This window comes from Streptosporangium sp. NPDC049078, assembly GCF_040648855.1.
Classification (GTDB): Bacteria; Actinomycetota; Actinomycetes; order Streptosporangiales; family Streptosporangiaceae; genus Streptosporangium.
In genome coordinates, this window is record NZ_JBEZEL010000007.1 from 244,174 (window position 1) to 263,776 (window position 19,603).

Here is a 19,603-nt window from a genome sequence, read left to right on the forward strand (position 1 = left end):
GTCCCGTCCGGCCGGGGGCCGCGAACGATCAGAGCGGCAGGTGCACCAGGGTGGCGGGCTGGTCGCGGGTGGCGCCGGTCGCGTCGGCGGGGCGGTGCAGGCAGAGCAGGCCGGTGGGAACCCGGGCGACCGGCTCGAACACCCCCGGCGTGCGGTGCACCTCCCGCGCCCCCGCCGGGGTGATGTGCAGCAGCCTGCTGCGCCCCGCGTCCAGCATGGTCATCCACATCGAGTCGCCGTCGGCGACGAACCTGGGGCGCTCCCAGCGATGCCGCGAGGTGAGGTGGCCGGCCAGGGTCGCCGACTGCTTGCCCATCAGGAACTCCAGCGTCTGGGAGCGCTGGTCGAAGATCCCGACCGACCATCCCCTCGCGGGGCTCACCTGGTCGGTGCCGACCGCGTAGATCTGATCGCCCGCCGGGAACCAGCGCAGCGCGCCACCCCGGGGCCGCGGCATGATCAGCCTGGTCCTGCCGTCGGCGGTGTCGGCCTCCAGCCCCGCCGAGCCGGAGGTGAACCACCTGCCCCGGTGCAGGACCACTTGATGCAGCCAGCTCCGCCCCGGCTCGCGCACCGTCGGGCGCACGACACCGCCGGGGTCGACCAGGCACAGCACCTGCCACGGCCTGAAGTCCTGGTGCCTGTTCTGGAACATCGGCTTGTTGCTGCTGAACTGCCCGAGCACCACGGTGCAGCCCGGCGCGCCCACCGAGGGCGACGGCTCGCTGCCGCTGGGTGCCTCCTGGTCGAGCAGCCGGCGCAGCCTGTTGTCCTCGTTGAGGAACCACTGGGCGTACGGGCCCAGCTCGCGCGGCTGGGGGGCCTGGAACGCGAAGGTCCCGCCCAGGTCGAGCTCGATCACGGCCAGGCTGCCGGTCTCCCCCCAGGGCAGACCCATCGTGGCGTCGACCGGGACGGGCTGCCGGGAGTTGAAGAAGACCCACGCCGTACGGCCGTGAACGATCACGGTCGGGTCGTCCCACATCTGTGCCGGGTGGGTGGCGCGAACGGCCAGGTCGGGGGTGAGGGTGCGGACCAGCACCTGCGCGGGCCCCACCTGTTCCACGGCCACGACACCTTCACCGGACGCGGCCCACTCCACGAGCCTGCCGAAGCGGAACTCCCTGTCGTGGCGGCCCCCGGCACCGTCGAGCCTGCGCAGCAGGTGGCCGCTCTCGAACGCCTGGTGGACGAAGACCCGGCCCGCCTCCGCCCGCGCCTCGAGCACGGCGTCCATGACCTTCTCGATCCCCTGGACGGTGGGCCCGCCCAGCGTGCCCCCCGTGCCCGCGGCCGAGCCGGTGACGGCCCGGTGGCCGCCGGTGGCGCTGCCCCCGGGGCCGGCGAGCACCCGGTGGTCCCCGGTGGCACCGCTCGCCGGGCCGGTGAAGGCCCGCTGCGCCGCGGCCGGGGCGGCGACCGACGTCCCAGGCAGATCGCCCCCGGCCCCGAGGGCGGCGCCACCCGCGAGGACCGGGGAATCCGCCACCTGGCCGGGGAAGGACCGCTGCCCCGCGCCGGAGAGCCGCCCGGCACCGGGAGGGACCGGATGACCGCCGGTGGCGGGCGAGACCGGATGACCGCCGGTGGCGGGAGCGGAGCCCTTGCCCGGCTCGCGGTGTTCGACCTTGAGCTTCCAGGCCAGCTGCGCGGCGCCGTACGCGACCACGATCTTCGGGTCGTCGTAGGTCCTGACCCGCTCGCCGAAGCGCTCACGCACGGCCTTCTGGACCAGCGGCATCCTGCTGGGCCCGCCGGTCATGAACACCGCGGCCAGCTCGTCCATCTCGACCCCGGCGCCGCGGATCGTCTCGTCGAGGACGTCCACCGTCCTGCGGATGTCCTCGCCGATGAGATCCTCCAGGTCGGCCCTGGTGATGTGCACGTCCTCGTTGATGCCCACCACGTAGTGGGAGGAGGTGTCGAACTTCGACAGCGTCTCCTTCGCCTCCCTCGCCATCTTGAGCAGGTCGGCGGCGTAGCTGACGTAGCGACGCTCGGGGTTGGTCGTCACCTGCTGCCACCAGTCGGCGTCGATCCGCTCGATCTGGGCGCCGAGGAACGCGAAGACCTGCTCGTCGAAACCCTCGCCGCCGATCTCGTCACTGCCCCCCGGCTCGCCGACGACCGCGAAGTCACCGCCGTCCACAGTGAGGACGGCCGCGTCGAACGTGCCGCCGCCCAGGTCGTAGACGGCGAGCCGCGACCCGCCGACCGCCCGCCCCGCGGACGCGAAGTATCGGGCCGAGGCCACGGGCTCGTCGATGAGCGCGATCCGCACCCCGCTCACGACCTTCCTCGCCGCCGCCAGCAGCACCGCCTTGCGGTCGGCGCCCCAGGCCACCGGGTGGGTGAGCGCGATGCAGTCGGGGTCGGCGCCGTCGAACCGCCGACGCCCCTCACTGACGAACGGTTCGAGCAGCGCCGCGAGGGCGTCGGCCACGTCCACCGGGACGCCTCCGAGCAACATCCGCTTCCGGCCGACATAGCGCTTCGGGTTGCGCTCGACACGCTCGGGATTGGTCGCGATGCCCCGCTGGGCGACCCTGCCCGCCACGAGCGTCCCCCGCTCGTCCAGCATGACCGCGGAGGGAATGCGCCGCTCTCCCTCGACTTCCAGGACGTCGAAGCGTCCTTCCGCCGCTATCACCCCGGCGGAGAAACTCGTCCCCAGATCGACACCGAGGCACCACTGCGCCATGTCCACTCCTTTTGAACTCCTCCCCGGCCGGATCGACCGGAGACTCTCCCCTCACGTCGCGGTCAAGCGGCGCGAGGGGGTTCACGCCGCGCGGACCGGACAACCCCGGGGTCTCCGCGTCCCGACACCGGCGTTCCGACGGCGTTCGTAGATCCAGAACCCATCATTCCGCATCCGGCGACGACGGTCGGAGCACGAAAGGAAACGTTCGGGGACCGGAAAGGCGGGGCGGTCGCGTCCCCATCCTCTCGCGACCGCGCCGGTTCCGTCTCCCGCACGGTTCGCCGCGGCGCGAGTCTCCCGCACGGTTCGCCGCGGCGCGAGAGGGCCCCGGAACGCGAAGGGCCGGGCGCGGGTGACCGTCTTCGCGGGGATCAGCCGCCGATGCCGCCGTCGGGGCGGACGGCCAGGGCGGCGATGACGCGGGCGAAGTCCGGCGGGGGCGCGACCACCAGCCGGGTCTGCCCGTCCTGACTGACCAGGTCGGCTCTGATCAGGGAGAGACGGCCGGCGTGCCACCAGTAGACCTGAGGGCTGAGCGCCCCGGCGCGCATGTCGAACTCCCGCTGGGCGAACAGCCGAAGCCGCTCGATCGCGCGGACCACGCCGATGCCCTCGACCGGGTGGACGATGAGCGTCGCCGGGTCGGGCAGGGCGACGAGGACCCCGTCGGAGGGAACCGGCAGGTAGTCGCCCAGCCTGCGAAGGTGGGCGGCGGCGCCCTCGGTGGGACCGGTGAGCCTGCGCACGGCCACCCCGCCGAGATCACCCTCGGTGACCGAGAGCCGCTCGTCCCCGCGCGCGTTCTCCAGGGCCAGGTCGAGGGCCTGGGCCGCGGTGATCGGCCAGCAGCCGACCTCCTCGGGGCGGACCGGGCGCCCGGCGTCGCCGTCACCGACGGTGAGCACCTCGACCAGGTCGGCGGTGAGGTGGCGCCCGACCACGCGGGCCGGATCCAGGTCGTCGTCGAGCTGGATGCGGGTGCGCAGCAGCGGGCGTACCTGCTCCAGGTCGCAGGCGTCGAACGGCTCGTCCACCGTGGCCAGGGTGTGCGACAGGTACGCGGAGACGATCACCGGCCAGTCCTCGCGGGAGCGCCTGAGAGCCTCGGCGCGCAGCCCGGCCAGGCGCACCACGACCCGGCGCGGGCCGGTGAGCGTGAGGGTCCCGCCGCCGGGGTCGAAGGAGCAGGCGTAGCCGAGATTGTCCGCGACCAGGGCGAGCAGGGAGTCGAGATCGACCTCTTCGACCGGACGCCTCGGCGTCTCGGTCCGCCGGTCACGGTGCCGCCGGAACAATCTCACGCGTGCGCCCCCTCTGCCGGTTTCCTCCTAGGTTCGCACCTAGAGTGCCTTGCCGACGCCCCCTGTTGAGTAGGCCAGAGAGCACGATTTTGCATCAATAGCACCAAGTGCCCCGAGCAATACAGAGAACTGTGGCTCCCCATGCCCTATCGGAAGCCCTGCGACAACGGGCACCCCGAGCGGTGCGAGCAGCTCCTCCAGCACCGGGTAGGGGTCGCCGCAGCCGACCCAGGACCCCAGGACGAACCCGGCGGCCCCGTCGAGTGCCCCGGTCTGCAGCAGCTGGACGAGCATCCTGTCGATCCGGTACGGCGCCTCGGCGACATCCTCCAGCAGGACGATCCGGCCTCGCGCCGACAGCGCGTACGGAGTGCCGCAGAGCGCGGCCAGCAGGCTGAGGTTGCCGCCGGTGACCGGCGCCGTGACGTCGCCGGGAACGATCACCCGGTCGCCGGTGATCGTCGGCGGGGCTCCGGCGAGCGCGGCCGTGAAGTTCTCGAAGGTGCGCGGCTCGGGCCCCTCGGGGTCGCTGATCGTGGAGCAGGCCGGCATCGGCCCGAACCAGGAGGCGAGGCCCAGTTCCACGGCGAACGCGCTGTGCAGGGCGGTGATGTCGCTGGAGCCGACGAGCGCCTTGGGACCGGCGGCCCGCATGGCGTCCCAGTCGAGGTGACCGAGGAGACGGGTCGCGCCGTAACCGCCGCGGGCGCAGAACACCGCGCTCACCGCGGGATCGCACCAGGCGTCCAGCAGATCGGAGGCGCGGGCGGCGTCGGAGCCCGCCAGGTAGCGGTCCCTGTCGAGGGTGTGGGCGCCGATGACGACCTTCAGCCCGAGCCCTTCCAGGACGCGAACGCCGCGCGCCAGCCGCTCGGAATCGGGAGGTCCGGACGGGGCCACCACCGCCACCGTGTCGCCGGGACGAGGCGGAGGCGGGACCGGTATCCCGGCGGCCGGTTCGTTCACTCCGCAAACGGTGCCACACTGGGCTTTCATATGCGACCTCCGCCCCACATCCTGGTGGTCAACGGCATCAAGGTCCGCAGGCCGGTATTCGTGCTCGCCGCCCCGCACTCCGGCGCGGATCTGCTGGCCCGCGCCCTGAAACGCTCCCCCGGGTTCCACGTCACCATGGGGCGGGCGGCGGTGGCGCACGTCGTCTACGCCTTCGCCCGGCGGCCCTCGATCGCGGGACGGGGCATGGGCGCGACCCGCGTGCTCCGCGACGCCCTGGCCGAGTCCTGGCAGATCGTCCCCGGCGCCTGCGGGGAGTGCCCGCCCACCTGCCGGGAGGCGGGCGGCGTGACCGGGGCGGGCCCCTGCGCGGCCCCGGGTTCCGTGGTCCGCTTCGGAGACGCGAGCCCCGACCTGCTCTACAGTGCCTCGGTGCTGTTGCAGGCCTTCCCCGACGCCCGCTTCGTCCAGCTCATCAGGGACGGCCGCGACGTGGCCGCCGACATGCTGGCCGACCCCGAGTCCCTGAGGTGGTTCAAGCCGGCTCTGCTCAGCGACGAGACGGAGTTTCCCAACCCCTTCCTCGGCGTCAACTCCGGCGAGCACCGCGAGCGCTGGAAGGCGATGCCCACGGCGGGCAAGTGCGCGCTGCGCTGGCGCAGCGCGGTGCGGCTGTCGGCCTCGCTCCACCAGGAGCTGCCCCGGGAGCAGATCCTCACCCTGCGCTACGAGGATCTGGTCTCCTCCCCCGCCGAGTCCCTCGACGGGCTCTGCCACTTCCTGGAGACGCGGGTCCCGAAGATCGCCCTGCTGGGCAGGAGCGTGCCGAAGGTCGGTGTCTGGCGCACCCGCCTGCGCGGCCAGGACGCCGAACTGGTGTCCAAGGTCGCCCGCGAGGAGCTCACCCGCCTGGGCTACGCGTCATCCTGACGTCGGCGCCGGCCGAGGACGCCTCCGGCTCGCCGGGCGAGCCGGAGCCGTCGTGCGCGCTCCGGCGGCGAACATCTCCCGCCGCCGGCCGGGCACGGCCGCACCCTGCCGTCGCCGCCGTCCGGCCGGTTACCACGGGCCTCGGGGCGCGGTCACCAGTTCGGGATCTCGAACGTCGCGCCGGGCCGGATGTCCCCCGGCCGGCGTACGGGGACCGCGACGGCCGTGGAACAGGTGCCGGAGGTCGGGGCACCCTCGCCGGTCCGCAGCGTGTCCAGGATCGTCTCCCAGGTGCCGTCCACCGACCACCGGCGGTGCCGGTTGTAGACGGTCTTCCAGTTGCCGTAGGCCTCCGGCAGCTTGCGCCAGGGGCAGCCGGTCCTGCTACGGAAGAACACCCCGTCGATGATCGTGCGGTGATCGGCCCACCGGTTTCCCCGCCGGGCGTGAGCGGGCAGCAACGGCGCCAGCCGTGCCCACTCGTCGTCGGTCAGGTCATCGCGTTTCAACCGGTCGTCCACGTTCTTATGATCTAACACCATCCGTACCGGAAGATCCACTCGGCGACGCGGCGCCGGGCATCAGGAGGTGTGGCTGAACTGGGTCCGGTAGAGCTCGGCGTAGACCGCCCCCATGGCCAGAAGCTCCTCATGGCGGCCCCGCTCGACCACCTGACCGTCCTGGACCACCAGGATCTGGTCCGCCTCGCGGATCGTGGACAGGCGGTGGGCGATGACCAGCGAGGTGCGCCCGGCCAGCGCGATCTTCAACGCCTGCTGGACCGCGGCCTCGGACTCGGAGTCGAGGTGCGCGGTGGCCTCGTCGAGGACGACCACGCTGGGCGCCTTGAGCAGCAGCCTCGCCAGGGCCAGCCGCTGCTTCTCGCCGCCGGACAGCCGATGACCACGGTCGCCGACCACGGTCTCCAGGCCGTCGGGGAGGTCGAGGACCAGGTCGGAGATCTGGGCGGCGCGCAGGGCGTCCCAGATCTCCTCGTCGGTCGCCTCCGGCCTGGCGTAGCGGAGATTGGCCCCGATGGTGTCGTGGAACAGGTGGGCGTCCTGCGTGACGACCCCCACGGTGTCGTGCAGAGAGGCCAGGGTGGCGTCGCGCACGTCCAGGCCGTTGACGCGGACCGCGCCCTCGCCGACGTCGTAGAGGCGCGAGACCAGACCCGTGATGGTGGTCTTTCCCGCGCCCGAGGGGCCGACCAGGGCGACCATCTCGCCGGGGTGGGCGGTGAAGGTGACTCCGCGCAGCACCTCCTGGCCCGGCCCGGTGTCGGGGCGGGCCACCGCCTCCAGCGAGGCGAGCGACACCTCCGAGGCCGACGGGTATCCGAACCGGACGCCGTCGAACTCCACGGAGGCCGGGCCGGCGGGAACGGGCCGGGCGTCGGGGCTCTCGGCGATCATCGGCTTCAGGTCGAGGACCTCGAAGACCCGGTCGAAGCTCACCAGCGCGGTCATCACGTCCACGTGCACGTTCGACAGGCTCGTCAGGGGGCCGTACAGGCGCATCAGGAGGGCGGCGAGCGCCACCAGGGTGCCGATCTCGAAGACGTCGGAGACGGCCAGCACGCCTCCCACGCCGTAGACCAGGGCGGTGGCCAGCGCCGCGACCAAGCCGAGCGCGACGCGGAAGACCGTCCCGTACATGCCGACGGTGACGCCGACGTCACGCACCCGCCCCGCCCTGCCCGCGAAGGCGGCGGCCTCGTCGGCCGGGCGGCCGTACAGCTTGGCGACCATGGCCCCGGCGACGTTGAACCGTTCGGTCATCATGGTGCTCATCTCCGCGTCGAGCTCCATCTGCTCGCGGGTGAGCCCGGACATCTTCCTGCCGACCCACTTCGCGGGAAAGATGAAGATCGGTAACAGCACGAGGGCGACGAGGGTGATCTGCCAGGAGAGCACCAGCATCGCGCCGAGGACCAGCACCAGCATGACCACGTTGGACACCACCGACGACAGGGTGCTGGTCAGCGCGCGCTGGGCGCCGATGACGTCGGTGTTGAGCCGGGAGACGAGGGCACCGGTCTGGGTGCGGGTGAAGAAGGCCACGGGCATGCGCTGGACGTGGTCGAAGACCTCGGTGCGCAGGTTGTAGATGAGGCCCTCGCCGATTCGCGCGGAGAACCAGCGCTGGGCCAGGGTGAGCGCGCCGTCGGCGACCGCCAGGCCCGCGATGACCACTGCGAGGGCGATCACCACCCCCTCGCGCTTGGGGATGATGCCGTCGTCGATGATCGCCTTCATCAGCAGCGGGTTGGCGATCACGATCACCGAGCCGACCACGACCAGCGCGAGGAAGGCGGAGATGTGCCGCGAGAAGGGGCGCGCGTAGCGGGCGATGCGTCTGACCGTGCCCGGTGCCAGACGCTGCTTGGTCACCGACCTGTCACGCCGGAACGAGAACATCGCCTGGGGACCGAGTCCCCCACCCATCATCGCCATACGGCCTCCTCTGCCGATGCGAGCACCGGGAGAAGCGCGATCATTCCCCTGTCAGCTCGGGGCGAACACCGTCGTCCTTCGGCGGGCGCCCCGACGTGGAACGGGCGCTCCGGCGTGGAACGGGCGCGGCGAGTCGAAGACGGGTGCCACGGGTTCGGGACAGGCGTCGCGGCCCCCAGGACGAGCACCGTCGGCTTGGTACGGGCACCGACAGTCCGAGGTGGGCGCCCTCGGCCCGAGACGGGCACCGCCGGTCTGACGGGGAACCGTCGTGGGATGGACGCCCGCGGCCCCCCCTGGGCGGGACGGCCTACCCGAAGAGCGCCTTGACGCGCTTGGCCTGCTCGCGCGCCTCGGCCGCGCTCTGTTCGGCCAGCGTGCGCCCCGAAGCCCCCTGAAGCAGCCGCTTGGTCGCCGTCGCGGCGTCGCGGTCGGTCGCCAGCAGCGCGTCGGTCAGGTCGCGCACGGCCTGTGTCAGCTCGTCGGGCGCGACGACCAGCTCCGCCAAGCCGATCCTGGCCGCCTCCCGCGCCCCCACGACGCGGGCGGTCAGACAGATCTCGATGGCCCTGGACAGGCCCACCAGGTCGACCAGCGGCTTGGTGCCGGTCAGGTCGGGAACCAGCCCGAGGGCGGGCTCCTTCATGCACAGTTTGGCGTCGTCCGCCAGGACCCGCAGGTCACAGGCGAGCGCGAGCTGGAATCCCGCACCGATCGCGTGGCCGTGAACAGCCGCCACGGAGACGATGTCGGGACGCCTCAGCCAGAGGAAACCCCGTTGGGCCAACGCCACCCGCTCGGCGAAAGAAGCCTCGTCGAGTGTCGCGGAGGACGCGAACGACCCCTGCCCAGGAACTCCCTCCGGTGTGAACATCCTCAGATCGATCCCCGCGGAGAAGGACGGCCCCTCACCTCTGATCACGACGACCCTCACCTGCTGCGGCAGGCCGTCACCGATATGAGCCAGAGCCGACCAGGTAGCGAACGTCTGAGCGTTTCGCTTCTCAGGACGGTCCAGCGTGATCGTCGCGATCTCGCCGTCCACCTCGCAGCGCAGACCGACCTCCTCGAGAGAGATCTCCTCCGCACTCCCCCCGAACATCGCTTCCACCATCGCCTGTTCTCCCACCTTCGGTATCCGCCTCGCCCGAGCCTATCGATTCCCCAGAATGAGGTTCTACAGGATCGGGCGGGGGCGGCGTCAGCGTGGGGGACGGCGGCTGCGGTCGCGCGTTCCGAGGCGGGGTCAGCGCTTGGACTTGCCTCGGGTGGCGCCACCGCGCCCGCGCAGAGTCACACCGGACTCGCTCAGGATGCGGTGGATGAACCCGTACGACCTACCGGTCGAAGCGGCCAGGGCGCGGATGCTCTCACCCGCGCTGTAGCGCTTCTTGAGATCGGAGGCCAGTTTTTCACGGTCGGCCCCGGTAACCCGGGTGCCCTTCTTGAGAGTCTCGGCCACGAGTACCTCCTGTAGTGCCAGACTTCCGCAGCGTTACACACGCCATGATCAGTCATTTCAGCGAGATCGGCTACCTACTCCACGGGAAAAGATCCGTACCCGCTCAAATTAAGATCAGGCAAGTGCCACAAGATCGGAAAATTCGTCGCTCCACGCGTCTTCAACTCCGTCAGGCAGCAAGATCACCCTATCGGGTCGTAGAGCCTCTACAGCACCCTCATCATGCGTGACAAGCACAATTGCCCCAGAATAGGACGTTAGCGCCGAAAGAACCTGCTCTCTGCTCGCCGGATCGAGGTTGTTCGTGGGCTCGTCGAGGAGGAGGACGTTCGCCGCGGACAACACCAGCGTGGCCAGCGCCAGCCGCGTCTTCTCCCCGCCCGACAGCACCCTCGCGGGCTTGTCCACGTCGTCCCCGGTGAACAGGAACGAGCCCAGAACCTTGCGCAGTTCCACGTCGGGAAGCTCTCCCCCGGCCGAGCGCATGTTCTCCAGCACGGTGCGCTCGGGGTCGATCGTCTCGTGCTCCTGCGCGTAGTAACCCAGCTTGAGCCCGTGTCCCGGCTTGACCGCACCGGTGTCGGGCTCCTCGATGCCGCCGAGAATCCGCAGGAGAGTGGTCTTGCCCGCACCGTTCAGGCCCAGGATGACGACCCTGCTCCCCCTGTCGACGGCCGCGTCGACGTCGGTGAAGACCTCCAGGGAGCCGTACGACTTCGACAGCCCCTCCGCCATGATCGGGGTGCGCCCGCACGGGGCCGGCTGGGGGAAGCGCAGCTTGGCGACCTTGTCGCCGCGCCGCTCCACCTCCAGGCCCGACAACAGCCGCTCGGCACGGCGCTGCATGTCCTGCGCGGCCTTCGCCTTGGTGGCCTTGGCCCGCATCTTGTCGGCCTGCGACATCAGGGCCGAGGCCTGCTTCTCGGCGTTGGCCCGCTCACGCCTCCTGCGCTTCTCGTCGGTCTCGCGCTGGGCCAGATAGGCCTTCCAGCCGACGTTGTAGGTGTCGATCACCGCGCGGTTGGCGTCGAGGTGCAGGACGCGGTTTACCGTCGCTTCAAGAAGCGAGACGTCGTGGCTGATAATGATCAAGCCGCCCTGGTGAGATCGTAAAAAATCACGAAGCCACCCGATTGAGTCCGCATCTAGGTGGTTTGTCGGCTCGTCAAGCAGGAGAGTCTCCGCCCCGCTGAAGAGGATCCTGGCCAGTTCCACCCGCCTGCGCTGCCCCCCGGAGAGGGTCTCCAGCGGCTGGCCGAGCACCCGGTCGGGCAATCCCAGGCTGGAGGCGATGGAGGCGGCCTCCGACTCCGCGGCGTATCCACCCAGGACGTGCAGCCGGTCCTCCAGGCGCCCGTAGGCGCGGACCGCGCGGTCCCGCGTGCGGTCGTCGGCCGAGGACATGCCGAGCTCGGCCTCACGCAGCTCACGCAGCACCTGATCGAGCCCCCGCGCCGACAGGATGCGGTCGCGGGCGAGGATGTGCAGATCACCCGTACGAGGGTCCTGCGGCAGGTAGCCGACCTCGCCGCTGATGGCGACCGTGCCCGAGGCGGGCGACCCCTCTCCGGCGAGGACCCGGGTCAGCGTGGTCTTCCCCGCCCCGTTCCGGCCGACGAGCCCGATCTTGTCACCGGGGTTCACCCGGAAGGACGCGCCCTCGATGAGCAACCGGGCCCCGGCCCGCAGTTCGATGTCAGAAGCTACGATCATGGTTGGAGAACACTCCCAGCAGGAAATACACAGGCTCACATCACTGTGGCCGAACCCGCCGCGCCCTGTGTCTCCCGGCTCTCGGCTCGGCCGTCTCGCCTTCATGGGGACGACGGTCAATCGGGAGTGCGCATACCGATCAGTGTACGGCGCGGCACCGGCCGGCTTCTCCACGATTATGTGAGCCCAGCTCAAGCGGGACCGGCTCGCGCGAGAGCCGGTCCCGCCCTCACTCACGCCTGCTCCCTGTCACCACACCCGCCTCACGGGCCCCCGTGGTGTCCCCTCACGCGACGCCCGCTCACGCGGGATCCGCTCACCGCACCCGCCTCGCGGCACGCCCGGCCACATCCGCCCGGTCAGAGGGGGTCGCTCACCCTGATGCGTACCGCGCGGAACTGGGCGGGGGTGTCCTTGAGGATCACCAGCCGAGGATCGGGGACCGTCAGAAAGGGCTCGGTCTCCAGCGCGAAGACCGGGGCGAGCCTGCGGTCGGGCCGCAACGCGTCCATCGCGCGCCGGTCCCCGCCCAGCACGACGGCCTCCAGCTCACCCACGTGCGGGCCGAGGACGCGCAGCGCCACCTCCGCCGCCGCCTCGTGCGCCTGGTCCACCTGCTTCTCCCTGCGCCGGGCGAAGCGCCGCTGTGACCAGCCGCCCGCCGCGCTGCGCCCGTGGACCTGCCGTGAGCCGACCTTGGAGGAGAGCAGCTCCTCGCCCTGGAAGATGCCCGCCGCGTGGCCGCCCAGCCGTACGAGCAACACACCGATCCTGCGCTCGGTGCGCACGTGGGTGACCAGGCGCGCGATCGGACCACCCCCGGCACCGGTGAGCGGAGGGAACGGCACCTGGCACTCGGCGACCGCGCCGTCCGCGCCGTCGAGGCGTACGACGGAGGCCGAGGCCGTCACGCTCGGCGGACCGTGCCGGTCGACGAAGCCGTCGATCCAGCGGTTCAGGCGTTCGGGCGCCACGGAGACCCAGCGGCCTCCCCCCTTGGCCGGTCGCGACGTCATGGAACGCGACACTACCGGCCGACCTCGCCGGACACACGATCCCCCCGGTCAAGTCCAACGAACGGCGAAAAGTCGGTGAACATCACAGTGCGTTACTTATGCACCGTCAAAGGATGCCCCATGCTCGGAACGTGACCACCAGAGCGCGAGCCGTCCCGCAGTCCTCCGCGGCAGGCACGGGTGTCACGCCTGTCGTCGATCTCGACACCGGAGGCGTCATCGCCTTCCAGGCCGACGGCGGAAGCCGCGGAAACATCTCCTCGACCGTCCAGACGGTGCGCGAGGTCGCCGCGAGCGAGATCCTGCTCCCCCTGGTGCTCACCCTGCCGGCGGCCGCGGTGATCGGCGGCTCGGCCGCGCTCGCGCCGCTCCACGAGGCCCTGCGCGCCTCAGGCCGGCGGCCCCGCGAGGTGATCCTCACCGTACGAGGCGACTTCGCCCAGTTCGAGCGCCGCTCCCTGCTCACCGGGCTGGACGGCCTGCGCGCCATCGGCTACCTCATCGCGGTCGGCGACCTGGGCACCGGGCACGTCCCGCTGGACCTGGTCGCCGACGCGGCGCCCTACCTGGCGGTGATCTCACCGGACCTGATCGCCCAGGTTCCCCACGACCCGCGTCGCGCAGCGATCGGCGAAGGCCTGGCGAGGCTCGCGCGGGGGACGGGGGCGCACGTGCTGGCCCCGGGGGTGAGGGACGAGGCGCAGCTCTCCGCGATCCGCGGCTGGGGGGTGCGGCTGGCCCAGGGCCCTCTGCTGGTCCCCGGCCCGTCGGGGCGGGTGCACGTACCGCTCCCGGTCGTCGAGCAGGAGTCCTCCCGGCTGGTCCTCGGGCCCCGGGTCCACGAGTTCCTGCTGCCCGCGGTGACCCTCCCCTACGACGCCACCGCCGAGGCCGTGATCGACGCCTTCGGCAGCGAGCCGTCCATCACCAGCGTGATCCTCGTCGACGAGTACCAGCGCCCGAAGGGCAGCCTCGACCGCAGTCGCTTCCTGCTGTCGATCGCCGGGCGCTTCGGCCACGCCCTGCACGGCAGGAAGGCCGCCGGACGACTGGCCGACCCCGCCCGCACGGTCCCCAGGACCACCCCCGCCATAGCGGCCATGCAGGTCGCCGGCCGCGACGCCGAGCGCGTCTACGACGACCTGGTCGTCACCGACGAGGTGGGGCGCTGCATGGGCGTCGTCCGGGTCTCCGACCTGATCCGCCAGGTCGCGGCCATGCAGAGCTGAGGAGGTCGCGTCCGCGGGCGGTGCGATCCCTCTCGACCCGGCCCGACGCCTTTACATTGTAGATCTTAATATCCGTCGCGCCCTCTTGGCAGGCGGGCATGATCACGATAGGAAGGGGCACAGGGCGGGACGACGGCGAGGGGTGCCAGATGGGCGAGCGCGGACCTCGGGTCGGGCGGCGAGGGCTGCTCGGCGCGGGACTCCTGGCCGGAGCCGGGGCCGCGCTGTCCGGCTGCACCCCGGGCGAAGAACCCGCCGCCCCCACCGCGTCACGGCCTCCGTCGTTCGACCCCGCCAGCTGGGAGTCGGTGCGGGCCCAGTTCCCGCTCGACCCCTCCTACGCCCAGTTCGCCGCCTACGTCCTCGCCGCCCACCCCGCCCAGGTGCGGCGGGCGATCGAGGAGCACCGGCGCGGCCTCGACACCGACACCGACGCCTACCTGCACGGTGAGAACAGGGAGCGGGTGGTGCGCGAGGCCGCCGCGGCCTACCTGGGCGCCGACGCACCCGACGTCGCCCTCACCGACAGCACCACGATGGGCCTGGGCCTGCTCTACAGCGGCATGCGCCTGCTCCCCGGCCAGGACGTGCTCACCACCGAACACGACTTCTTCGCCACCCACGAGAGCCTGCGGCTGCTCGCCGCGAGGACCGGCGCCAAGGTCGGCAGGGTCCGCCTGTACGACGACCCGGCCAAGGCCTCCGCCGACGAGATCGTCTCCCGGCTGAAGGCCGCGCTCACACCGAGGACCCGGGTGGTGGCGATCACCTGGGTGCACTCGGGCACCGGGGTGCGGATGCCGGTCAGGGCGATCGCCGACATGGTCGCCGAGGCCAACCGCCCCAGGGACGTCGAGGACCGGGCGCTGTTGTGCGTGGACGGGGTGCACGGCCTGGGCGCGACGGCCGACGGGGTGGAGGAGCTGGGCTGCGACTTCTTGGCCGGCGGCACCCACAAGTGGCTGTTCGGCCCCCGGGGCACCGGCGTCCTGTGGGGAAAGGGGCAGGCCTGGGGCGCGCTGCTGCCGGTGGTCGCGAGCTTCTCCAACGTGACCGTCGACCCGGGGACGGGCGACGAACCGTACGGCCCGGGCGGGCTCCTGCACACCCCCGGCGGCTACCACAGCTTCGAGCACCGCTGGGCGCTGAACGAGGCGTTCGCCTTCCATCGGGCCATCGGCAAGGAACGGGTGGCGGCCAGGATCGCCGAGCAGGCCACCCAGCTCAAAGCGGGGCTCGCGGCCCTGCCCAACGTACGGCTGATCACCCCGGTCTCCCCCGAGTTGTCGGCCGGCCTGATCTGCTGCGCGATCGACGGCGTGGACGCCCCCGCCGCGGTGGGCAGGCTCCGCAGGGACCACCGGATCATCACCAGCGCCACCCCGTACCGGGACGTCTACCTGCGCTTCGGGACCGGGATCGTCACCACCCCCGAACAGGTCGACCAGGCGGTGAGGGCCGTCGCCACGCTCCGGTGACATATGGTACGAGTTAGGTTCACCTAACTTAGACCCTCACGGAGTGACATATGGCAGACGAGAAAGCCGAGCGCCGCAACCGGAAGGTGACGAGCGGCCTGGTCCGGCGGGTCGAGCGGCTCACTCCCCACATGATCCGGGTCGTGGTCGGCGGCGAAGGACTCTCCGGGTTCCGCACGGACGGCTACACCGACCACTACGTCAAGCTGTTGTTCGCCCCGGCCGGGGTGAGCTACCCCCGGCCGTTCGACATGGAGGCGATGCGCGCCCTGCCCCGCGAGCAGTGGCCCACCACCCGCACCTACACCGTGCGCCGCTGGGACGCCGAGGCGGGCGAGCTCACACTCGACTTCGTCCACCACGGCGACGCCGGCCTGGCCGGACCGTGGGCCGACCGGGTCCGGCCCGGTGAGGAGGTCCACTTCTTCGGCCCCGGCGGCGCGTACGCGCCCGACCCCGAGGCGGACTGGCACCTGTTCGCGGGGGACGAGAGCGCGCTGCCCGCCATCGCCGTCTCCCTGGAGAACCTCCCCGCCGGCGCCCGCGCCTGGGCCTTCATCGAGGTCGCCGGCCCCGAGGAGGAGCAGAGGATCGACTCCCCCGGTGACGTGAAGATCGTCTGGCTGCACCGGGGTCCCGCCCAGTACGGCGAGAGGCTGGTCAAGGCCGTCCGCGAACTCGACTTCCCCGAAGGAGACGTGCACGCCTTCGTCCACGGAGAGGCGGGCTTCGTCCGCGATCTCAGACGCCACCTGCGCACCGAGCGCGGTATCCCGCTGGCGAGACTCTCCATCTCGGGCTACTGGCGCCTGGGCCGTGACGACGAGGCGTGGCGCTCCTCCAAGCGCGAGTGGAACGAGCGGATCGAGGCCGAGGAGGCCGCGGCGCTCTCCTCGTGAACCCCGCTCAGAGCCAGCCCTGGGTGCGGGCCCGCTCGACCGCCTCGATGCGGTTGCGGGCGTGCGTCTTGCGGATGGCCGAGGAGAGGTAGTTGCGGACCGTGCCCTCCGACAGGTGCAACCGTGCGGCGATGTCGGCGATACCGGCTCCGCCCGAGGCCGCGACCAGGACGTCACGCTCGCGGGGCGACAGCGGGTTGGGGCCTGCGCTGAGCGCGGCGGCGGCCAGGCCCGGGTCGATGACGCGCTCGCCGCCGTGCACCCGCCGGACGGCGGCGGCGAGTTCACGGGCCGGACTGTCCTTGACCAGGAAGGCCGTCGCGCCGGCCTCCATCGCCCTGCGCAGGTAGCCGGGGCGGCCGAAGGTCGTCAGGATCATGACCCGGCAGCCGGGCAGCGCCTCGCGGATCCGTGCGGCGGCGACGATGCCGTCGTCGCCGGGCATCTCGACGTCGAGCAGCGCGACGTCCGGCCGGATCCGCAGGGCCACGGCGAGCGCCTCGACGGCGTCGGCGGCCTCCCCCACCACCTCGATGTCGGGCTCCAGGCCGAGGAGCGAGGCCAGGGCGCCCCGCACCATCGCCTGGTCCTCCACCAGCAGCACCCTGATCACCGACTCCCCTCCTTCGCCGGCGGGTGAAGGATGCCGGTGTGCGGCACCGTGACCAGAAGGACGAAACCGCTCGGCCGCGGCCCGGCGGACACCGTGCCACCGGCCGCCCGTACCCTCTCGGTGAGCCCGGTCAGCCCGCTGCCCTGCCCGTCCGTGGCCGTGCCGCGCCCGTCGTCCGCGATCTTCAGGGTCGCGGCCCTCTCGTCCATCGTCACCTCGATCTCGCACCGGGTCGCCCGCGCGTGCCGGATGACGTTGGTGACGCCCTCCCGCACCGCCCAGCCCAGCAGCTCGTCCAGTTCCTCCGGCAGTGGGGGGCCCGCGAGCCGGATCGTGAGCCTCGTCCCCGCCGCCTCCAGGGCGGCGCGGGCCCCGTCCAACTCGCCGGAGAGGCCGCGCTGGCGGTAGCCGGTGACGGTGTCGCGCACCTCGACCAGCGCCTGCCTGGCCACCGACTCGATGTCGCGGATCTCGGCCACGGCCCGCTCCGAGCCGCTCTCCGCCAGCCGTCCGGCCAGCTCGCTCTTGAGCACGATCAGTGACAGGCTGTGGCCGAGCAGGTCGTGCAGGTCCCTGGCGATGCGCAGCCGCTCCTCGCTCGCGGCGAGCCGCGCCACCTCCTCCTGTGCCTGGCGGAGCCTCACCACCAGCATCCGGGTGTTGCGCACCCCCATGAACAGGACGCCGAGTGTGATGACCTGGAAGACGAGCACCAGGGTCGCACCGGGGTCGTTCTCCTCAAGCAGGCCGATCAGCGCGACGGCGAGGCCCATCGCGAGGACACCGATCACCGAGAGCCTCGGACGCAGCGCCATGCCGTAGACCACGGCCATGTAGATCGGCAGGGTCAGCCAACCGCCGCCGAAGGCCACCGCCAGGCCGACCCCCAGCAGCGTGGTCACCCCCAGCAGCCAGTACGTCAGGCGAGTGGGGTCCCCGAAGTTCCTCGGGCTCAGCACCGTGGCGATGTAGAGGGCGACGAAGGCGGCCAGACCGGCGCCGCCCCAGACGGCACCGGCTCCCGACAGCTCGCCGGTGACGATCTCCAGGACGGGAAAGCACAGGTAGACCAGGCCGACGGAGATCCCCAGCAGACGCCGGAGGCGGGACGGGCGCTCGCCCGTCCCGCCGAAGGTGAGCGCGGAGACGCGGATCATGCCCGGACGAGTGCCCTGCGGTAGGCGAGCACCGCGGCGGTGCCGAGCGCCGCGGCCCAGAGCGCGACGATCACCATCTCGGACGGCGGCGCCGCGTCGCCGGCGACGAGGTGGTGGCCGATGTCGACGTAGGAGAAGGAGGGCATCGCGTGCACGACGCTTCTCATGGCCTCGGGCATGATCTCCACAGGGAACCACAGCCCACCCAGGATCGCCAGCCCGAACGCGCTGATCATCGCGGCCGACTGCGCGGCGTCCGCGGGCAGCAGCGAACCGATGAGCAGGCCGAGCGCGGCGAACGGCAGGGCACCGATCCACAGAGCCGGGACCAGCGTGAGCCACTCCCCCACCGGCAGCCGGACGCCCTGGGTGAGGATCGCGGCCAGGCAGACCAGCGCCATGGACGGCAACACCAGCAGCAGCGCGGCGACCAGCTTGGTGACGATGATCGCCCAGCCGGGCAGCGGGGTGACCCGAAGCTGGCGGAGCCAGCCGGACTGCCGCTCCTGCGCCCACGGCACGGCGGTGCTCATCAGGCTGGCCGCGATCGCCCCGTACGCGGCCATGGAGACCATGAGGACGACCGCGGCGCTCACCCCGCCGGAATCCGGCTCGGCACCCCAGATGCCGGAGAAGATCAGGTAGAACACCGTGGGGAATCCCACCACGAAGATGATGTAACGCCTGTTGCGCAACATCCGCAGAACCTCGATCTTGACGTAGTTCGGCATCAGGGCTCCCGGGTGAGGGCGAGGAAGGCGTCTTCGAGGTCGGCGCCGATGATCCTGAGGTCGCGGATCTCCAGCGAGGTGCTCCGGTACAGGGCCGCCACGGTGGCGTCGGGGTCGGCGGTGCGCATCGTGGCGACCCCCTGGGAGATCTCCGCGGCGAGGACACCCGGCAGGCCGTCCAGCCCCGCGACCGGCTGCCCGCCCAGGGTGAAGCGGACGACGTGCTCGCCGATCCCCGACGTGATCTGGGCGGCGGTGCCGTCGGCCACCACCCGGCCCCGGGTGATCACGATGACCCGGTCGGAGTTCTCCTCGGCCTCCTCCAGGTAGTGGGTGGCGAACAGGATCGTCCGGCCCTCGGCGGCGTAGTCGCGCATGCTCTTCCAGAAACGCAGCCGTGACTCCACGTCCATGGCCGCGGTGGGCTCGTCCAGCACCAGCAGTTTGGGCGCGCCCGCGATGGCCAGGGCGAACCTGACCCGCTGGGCCTGCCCGCCGGACAGCGCGCCTGCGCGCCGGCGCGCCAGTTCGGTGAGGTCGGCCACCCGCAGGATCTCGTCGAGAGCGAGCGGCTCTGGGTAGAGCCGCCGGACGAAGTCGACGAGTTCCCTGACCGTGAGCTCACCGATGAGCTCGCCGCTCTGCGGCATGGCCCCGATCTCCCCCCGGGCGACGGCCGCCTCGGGGGAGCCTCCCAGGATCTCGACCCGGCCGCCGCTCGGGCGGGTCAGACCCAGCATCATGTTGATCGAGGTCGACTTGCCGGCCCCGTTGGGGCCGAGCAGGGCGACGGTCTGGCCCACCTCGACGGAGAGGTTCAGGCCCGCTACGGCGAGCACGTCGCCGTAGCTCTTGCTCACGTCTGTGAGGGCGATGGCGTCCATGCCCTCAACGCTAGGAGCGTCCGGCGGGAACCCTCAGTGCCGCTCCTCCTGGTTTGGGGATGACATTTGTCAGGTA

General features: G+C 71.7%; 17 protein-coding genes. 4 read left to right on the top strand and 13 right to left on the bottom strand.

Features of this window, described 5'->3' with window-relative positions; translation table 11 throughout:
* Positions 1-28: 28 nt before the first annotated feature.
* The 3 genes from AB0B90_RS14045 to AB0B90_RS14055 all read right to left on the bottom strand — a co-directional run bounded on the left by AB0B90_RS14045 (position 29) and on the right by AB0B90_RS14055 (position 4,971).
* Positions 29-2,701, bottom strand: a complete 2,673-nt coding sequence (locus tag AB0B90_RS14045; RefSeq protein ID WP_362922712.1) for an Hsp70 family protein — start codon at positions 2,699-2,701, stop codon at positions 29-31.
* A gap of 374 nt (positions 2,702-3,075) precedes the next feature.
* Entirely contained in the window at positions 3,076-4,005 is a 930-nt protein-coding gene (locus tag AB0B90_RS14050) for a hypothetical protein (protein WP_350947714.1), read from the bottom strand.
* Between the two features lie 39 nt (positions 4,006-4,044).
* Positions 4,045-4,971 carry an LD-carboxypeptidase gene (locus AB0B90_RS14055; protein ID WP_350947715.1) on the bottom strand — a complete coding sequence of 309 codons (927 nt, stop codon included), beginning with the start codon at positions 4,969-4,971 and terminating at the stop codon, positions 4,045-4,047.
* A gap of 30 nt (positions 4,972-5,001) precedes the next feature.
* Here AB0B90_RS14055 and AB0B90_RS14060 point away from each other — a divergent pair, with 30 nt between their 5' ends.
* Positions 5,002-5,889, top strand: coding sequence for a sulfotransferase (locus AB0B90_RS14060; RefSeq protein WP_350947716.1), 888 nt, complete (start codon positions 5,002-5,004; stop codon positions 5,887-5,889).
* A gap of 152 nt (positions 5,890-6,041) precedes the next feature.
* On the opposite strand, the gene AB0B90_RS14065 is transcribed toward AB0B90_RS14060, so the two are convergent.
* From AB0B90_RS14065 to AB0B90_RS14090, 6 genes are all read right to left on the bottom strand, one after another.
* Positions 6,042-6,410, bottom strand: coding sequence for a transposase (locus tag AB0B90_RS14065; protein WP_350947717.1), 369 nt, complete (start codon positions 6,408-6,410; stop codon positions 6,042-6,044).
* Positions 6,411-6,470: 60 nt separating this feature from the next.
* Positions 6,471-8,345 carry an ABC transporter ATP-binding protein gene (locus AB0B90_RS14070; RefSeq protein ID WP_362922715.1) on the bottom strand — a complete coding sequence of 625 codons (1,875 nt, stop codon included), beginning with the start codon at positions 8,343-8,345 and terminating at the stop codon, positions 6,471-6,473.
* Between the two features lie 310 nt (positions 8,346-8,655).
* The gene (locus AB0B90_RS14075) at positions 8,656-9,447 is read right to left on the bottom strand and encodes an enoyl-CoA hydratase/isomerase family protein (RefSeq protein ID WP_362922717.1); all 792 of its coding nucleotides are present in this window, start codon (positions 9,445-9,447) and stop codon (positions 8,656-8,658) included.
* Positions 9,448-9,591: 144 nt separating this feature from the next.
* Entirely contained in the window at positions 9,592-9,807 is a 216-nt protein-coding gene (locus AB0B90_RS14080; RefSeq protein ID WP_030904785.1) for a helix-turn-helix domain-containing protein, read from the bottom strand.
* 114 nt (positions 9,808-9,921) lie between these two features.
* Positions 9,922-11,520 carry an ABC-F family ATP-binding cassette domain-containing protein gene (locus tag AB0B90_RS14085; RefSeq protein ID WP_350947720.1) on the bottom strand — a complete coding sequence of 533 codons (1,599 nt, stop codon included), beginning with the start codon at positions 11,518-11,520 and terminating at the stop codon, positions 9,922-9,924.
* Between the two features lie 359 nt (positions 11,521-11,879).
* Complete coding sequence (locus tag AB0B90_RS14090; RefSeq protein ID WP_350947721.1) at positions 11,880-12,536, bottom strand: acVLRF1 family peptidyl-tRNA hydrolase; 657 nt, start codon at positions 12,534-12,536, stop codon at positions 11,880-11,882.
* A gap of 131 nt (positions 12,537-12,667) precedes the next feature.
* Here AB0B90_RS14090 and AB0B90_RS14095 point away from each other — a divergent pair, with 131 nt between their 5' ends.
* From AB0B90_RS14095 to AB0B90_RS14105, 3 genes are all read left to right on the top strand, one after another.
* Entirely contained in the window at positions 12,668-13,765 is a 1,098-nt protein-coding gene (locus AB0B90_RS14095) for an EAL domain-containing protein (protein ID WP_350947722.1), read from the top strand.
* A gap of 149 nt (positions 13,766-13,914) precedes the next feature.
* Entirely contained in the window at positions 13,915-15,243 is a 1,329-nt protein-coding gene (locus tag AB0B90_RS14100) for an aminotransferase class V-fold PLP-dependent enzyme (RefSeq protein WP_350947723.1), read from the top strand.
* A 50-nt stretch (positions 15,244-15,293) separates the two neighbouring features.
* Positions 15,294-16,142 (top strand): siderophore-interacting protein, encoded by an 849-nt coding sequence (locus AB0B90_RS14105; RefSeq protein ID WP_350947724.1) that lies wholly within the window; start codon positions 15,294-15,296, stop codon positions 16,140-16,142.
* A gap of 7 nt (positions 16,143-16,149) precedes the next feature.
* Here the strand turns inward: AB0B90_RS14105 and AB0B90_RS14110 are convergent, their stop codons facing one another.
* From AB0B90_RS14110 to AB0B90_RS14125, 4 genes are read right to left on the bottom strand one after another with little or no spacing between them, the layout of a single operon-like run.
* Entirely contained in the window at positions 16,150-16,755 is a 606-nt protein-coding gene (locus AB0B90_RS14110; RefSeq protein ID WP_350947725.1) for a response regulator transcription factor, read from the bottom strand.
* Positions 16,752-17,912 (bottom strand): sensor histidine kinase, encoded by a 1,161-nt coding sequence (locus AB0B90_RS14115; RefSeq protein WP_362922722.1) that lies wholly within the window; start codon positions 17,910-17,912, stop codon positions 16,752-16,754. Before AB0B90_RS14115 ends, AB0B90_RS14110 begins: the two co-directional genes overlap by 4 nt.
* A complete protein-coding gene (locus tag AB0B90_RS14120) occupies positions 17,909-18,643 on the bottom strand; it encodes an ABC transporter permease (protein ID WP_350947727.1) in 735 nt (244 codons plus the stop codon). Before AB0B90_RS14120 ends, AB0B90_RS14115 begins: the two co-directional genes overlap by 4 nt.
* Entirely contained in the window at positions 18,643-19,527 is an 885-nt protein-coding gene (locus AB0B90_RS14125) for an ABC transporter ATP-binding protein (RefSeq protein ID WP_350947728.1), read from the bottom strand. Before AB0B90_RS14125 ends, AB0B90_RS14120 begins: the two co-directional genes overlap by 1 nt.
* Positions 19,528-19,603: the final 76 nt, after the last annotated feature.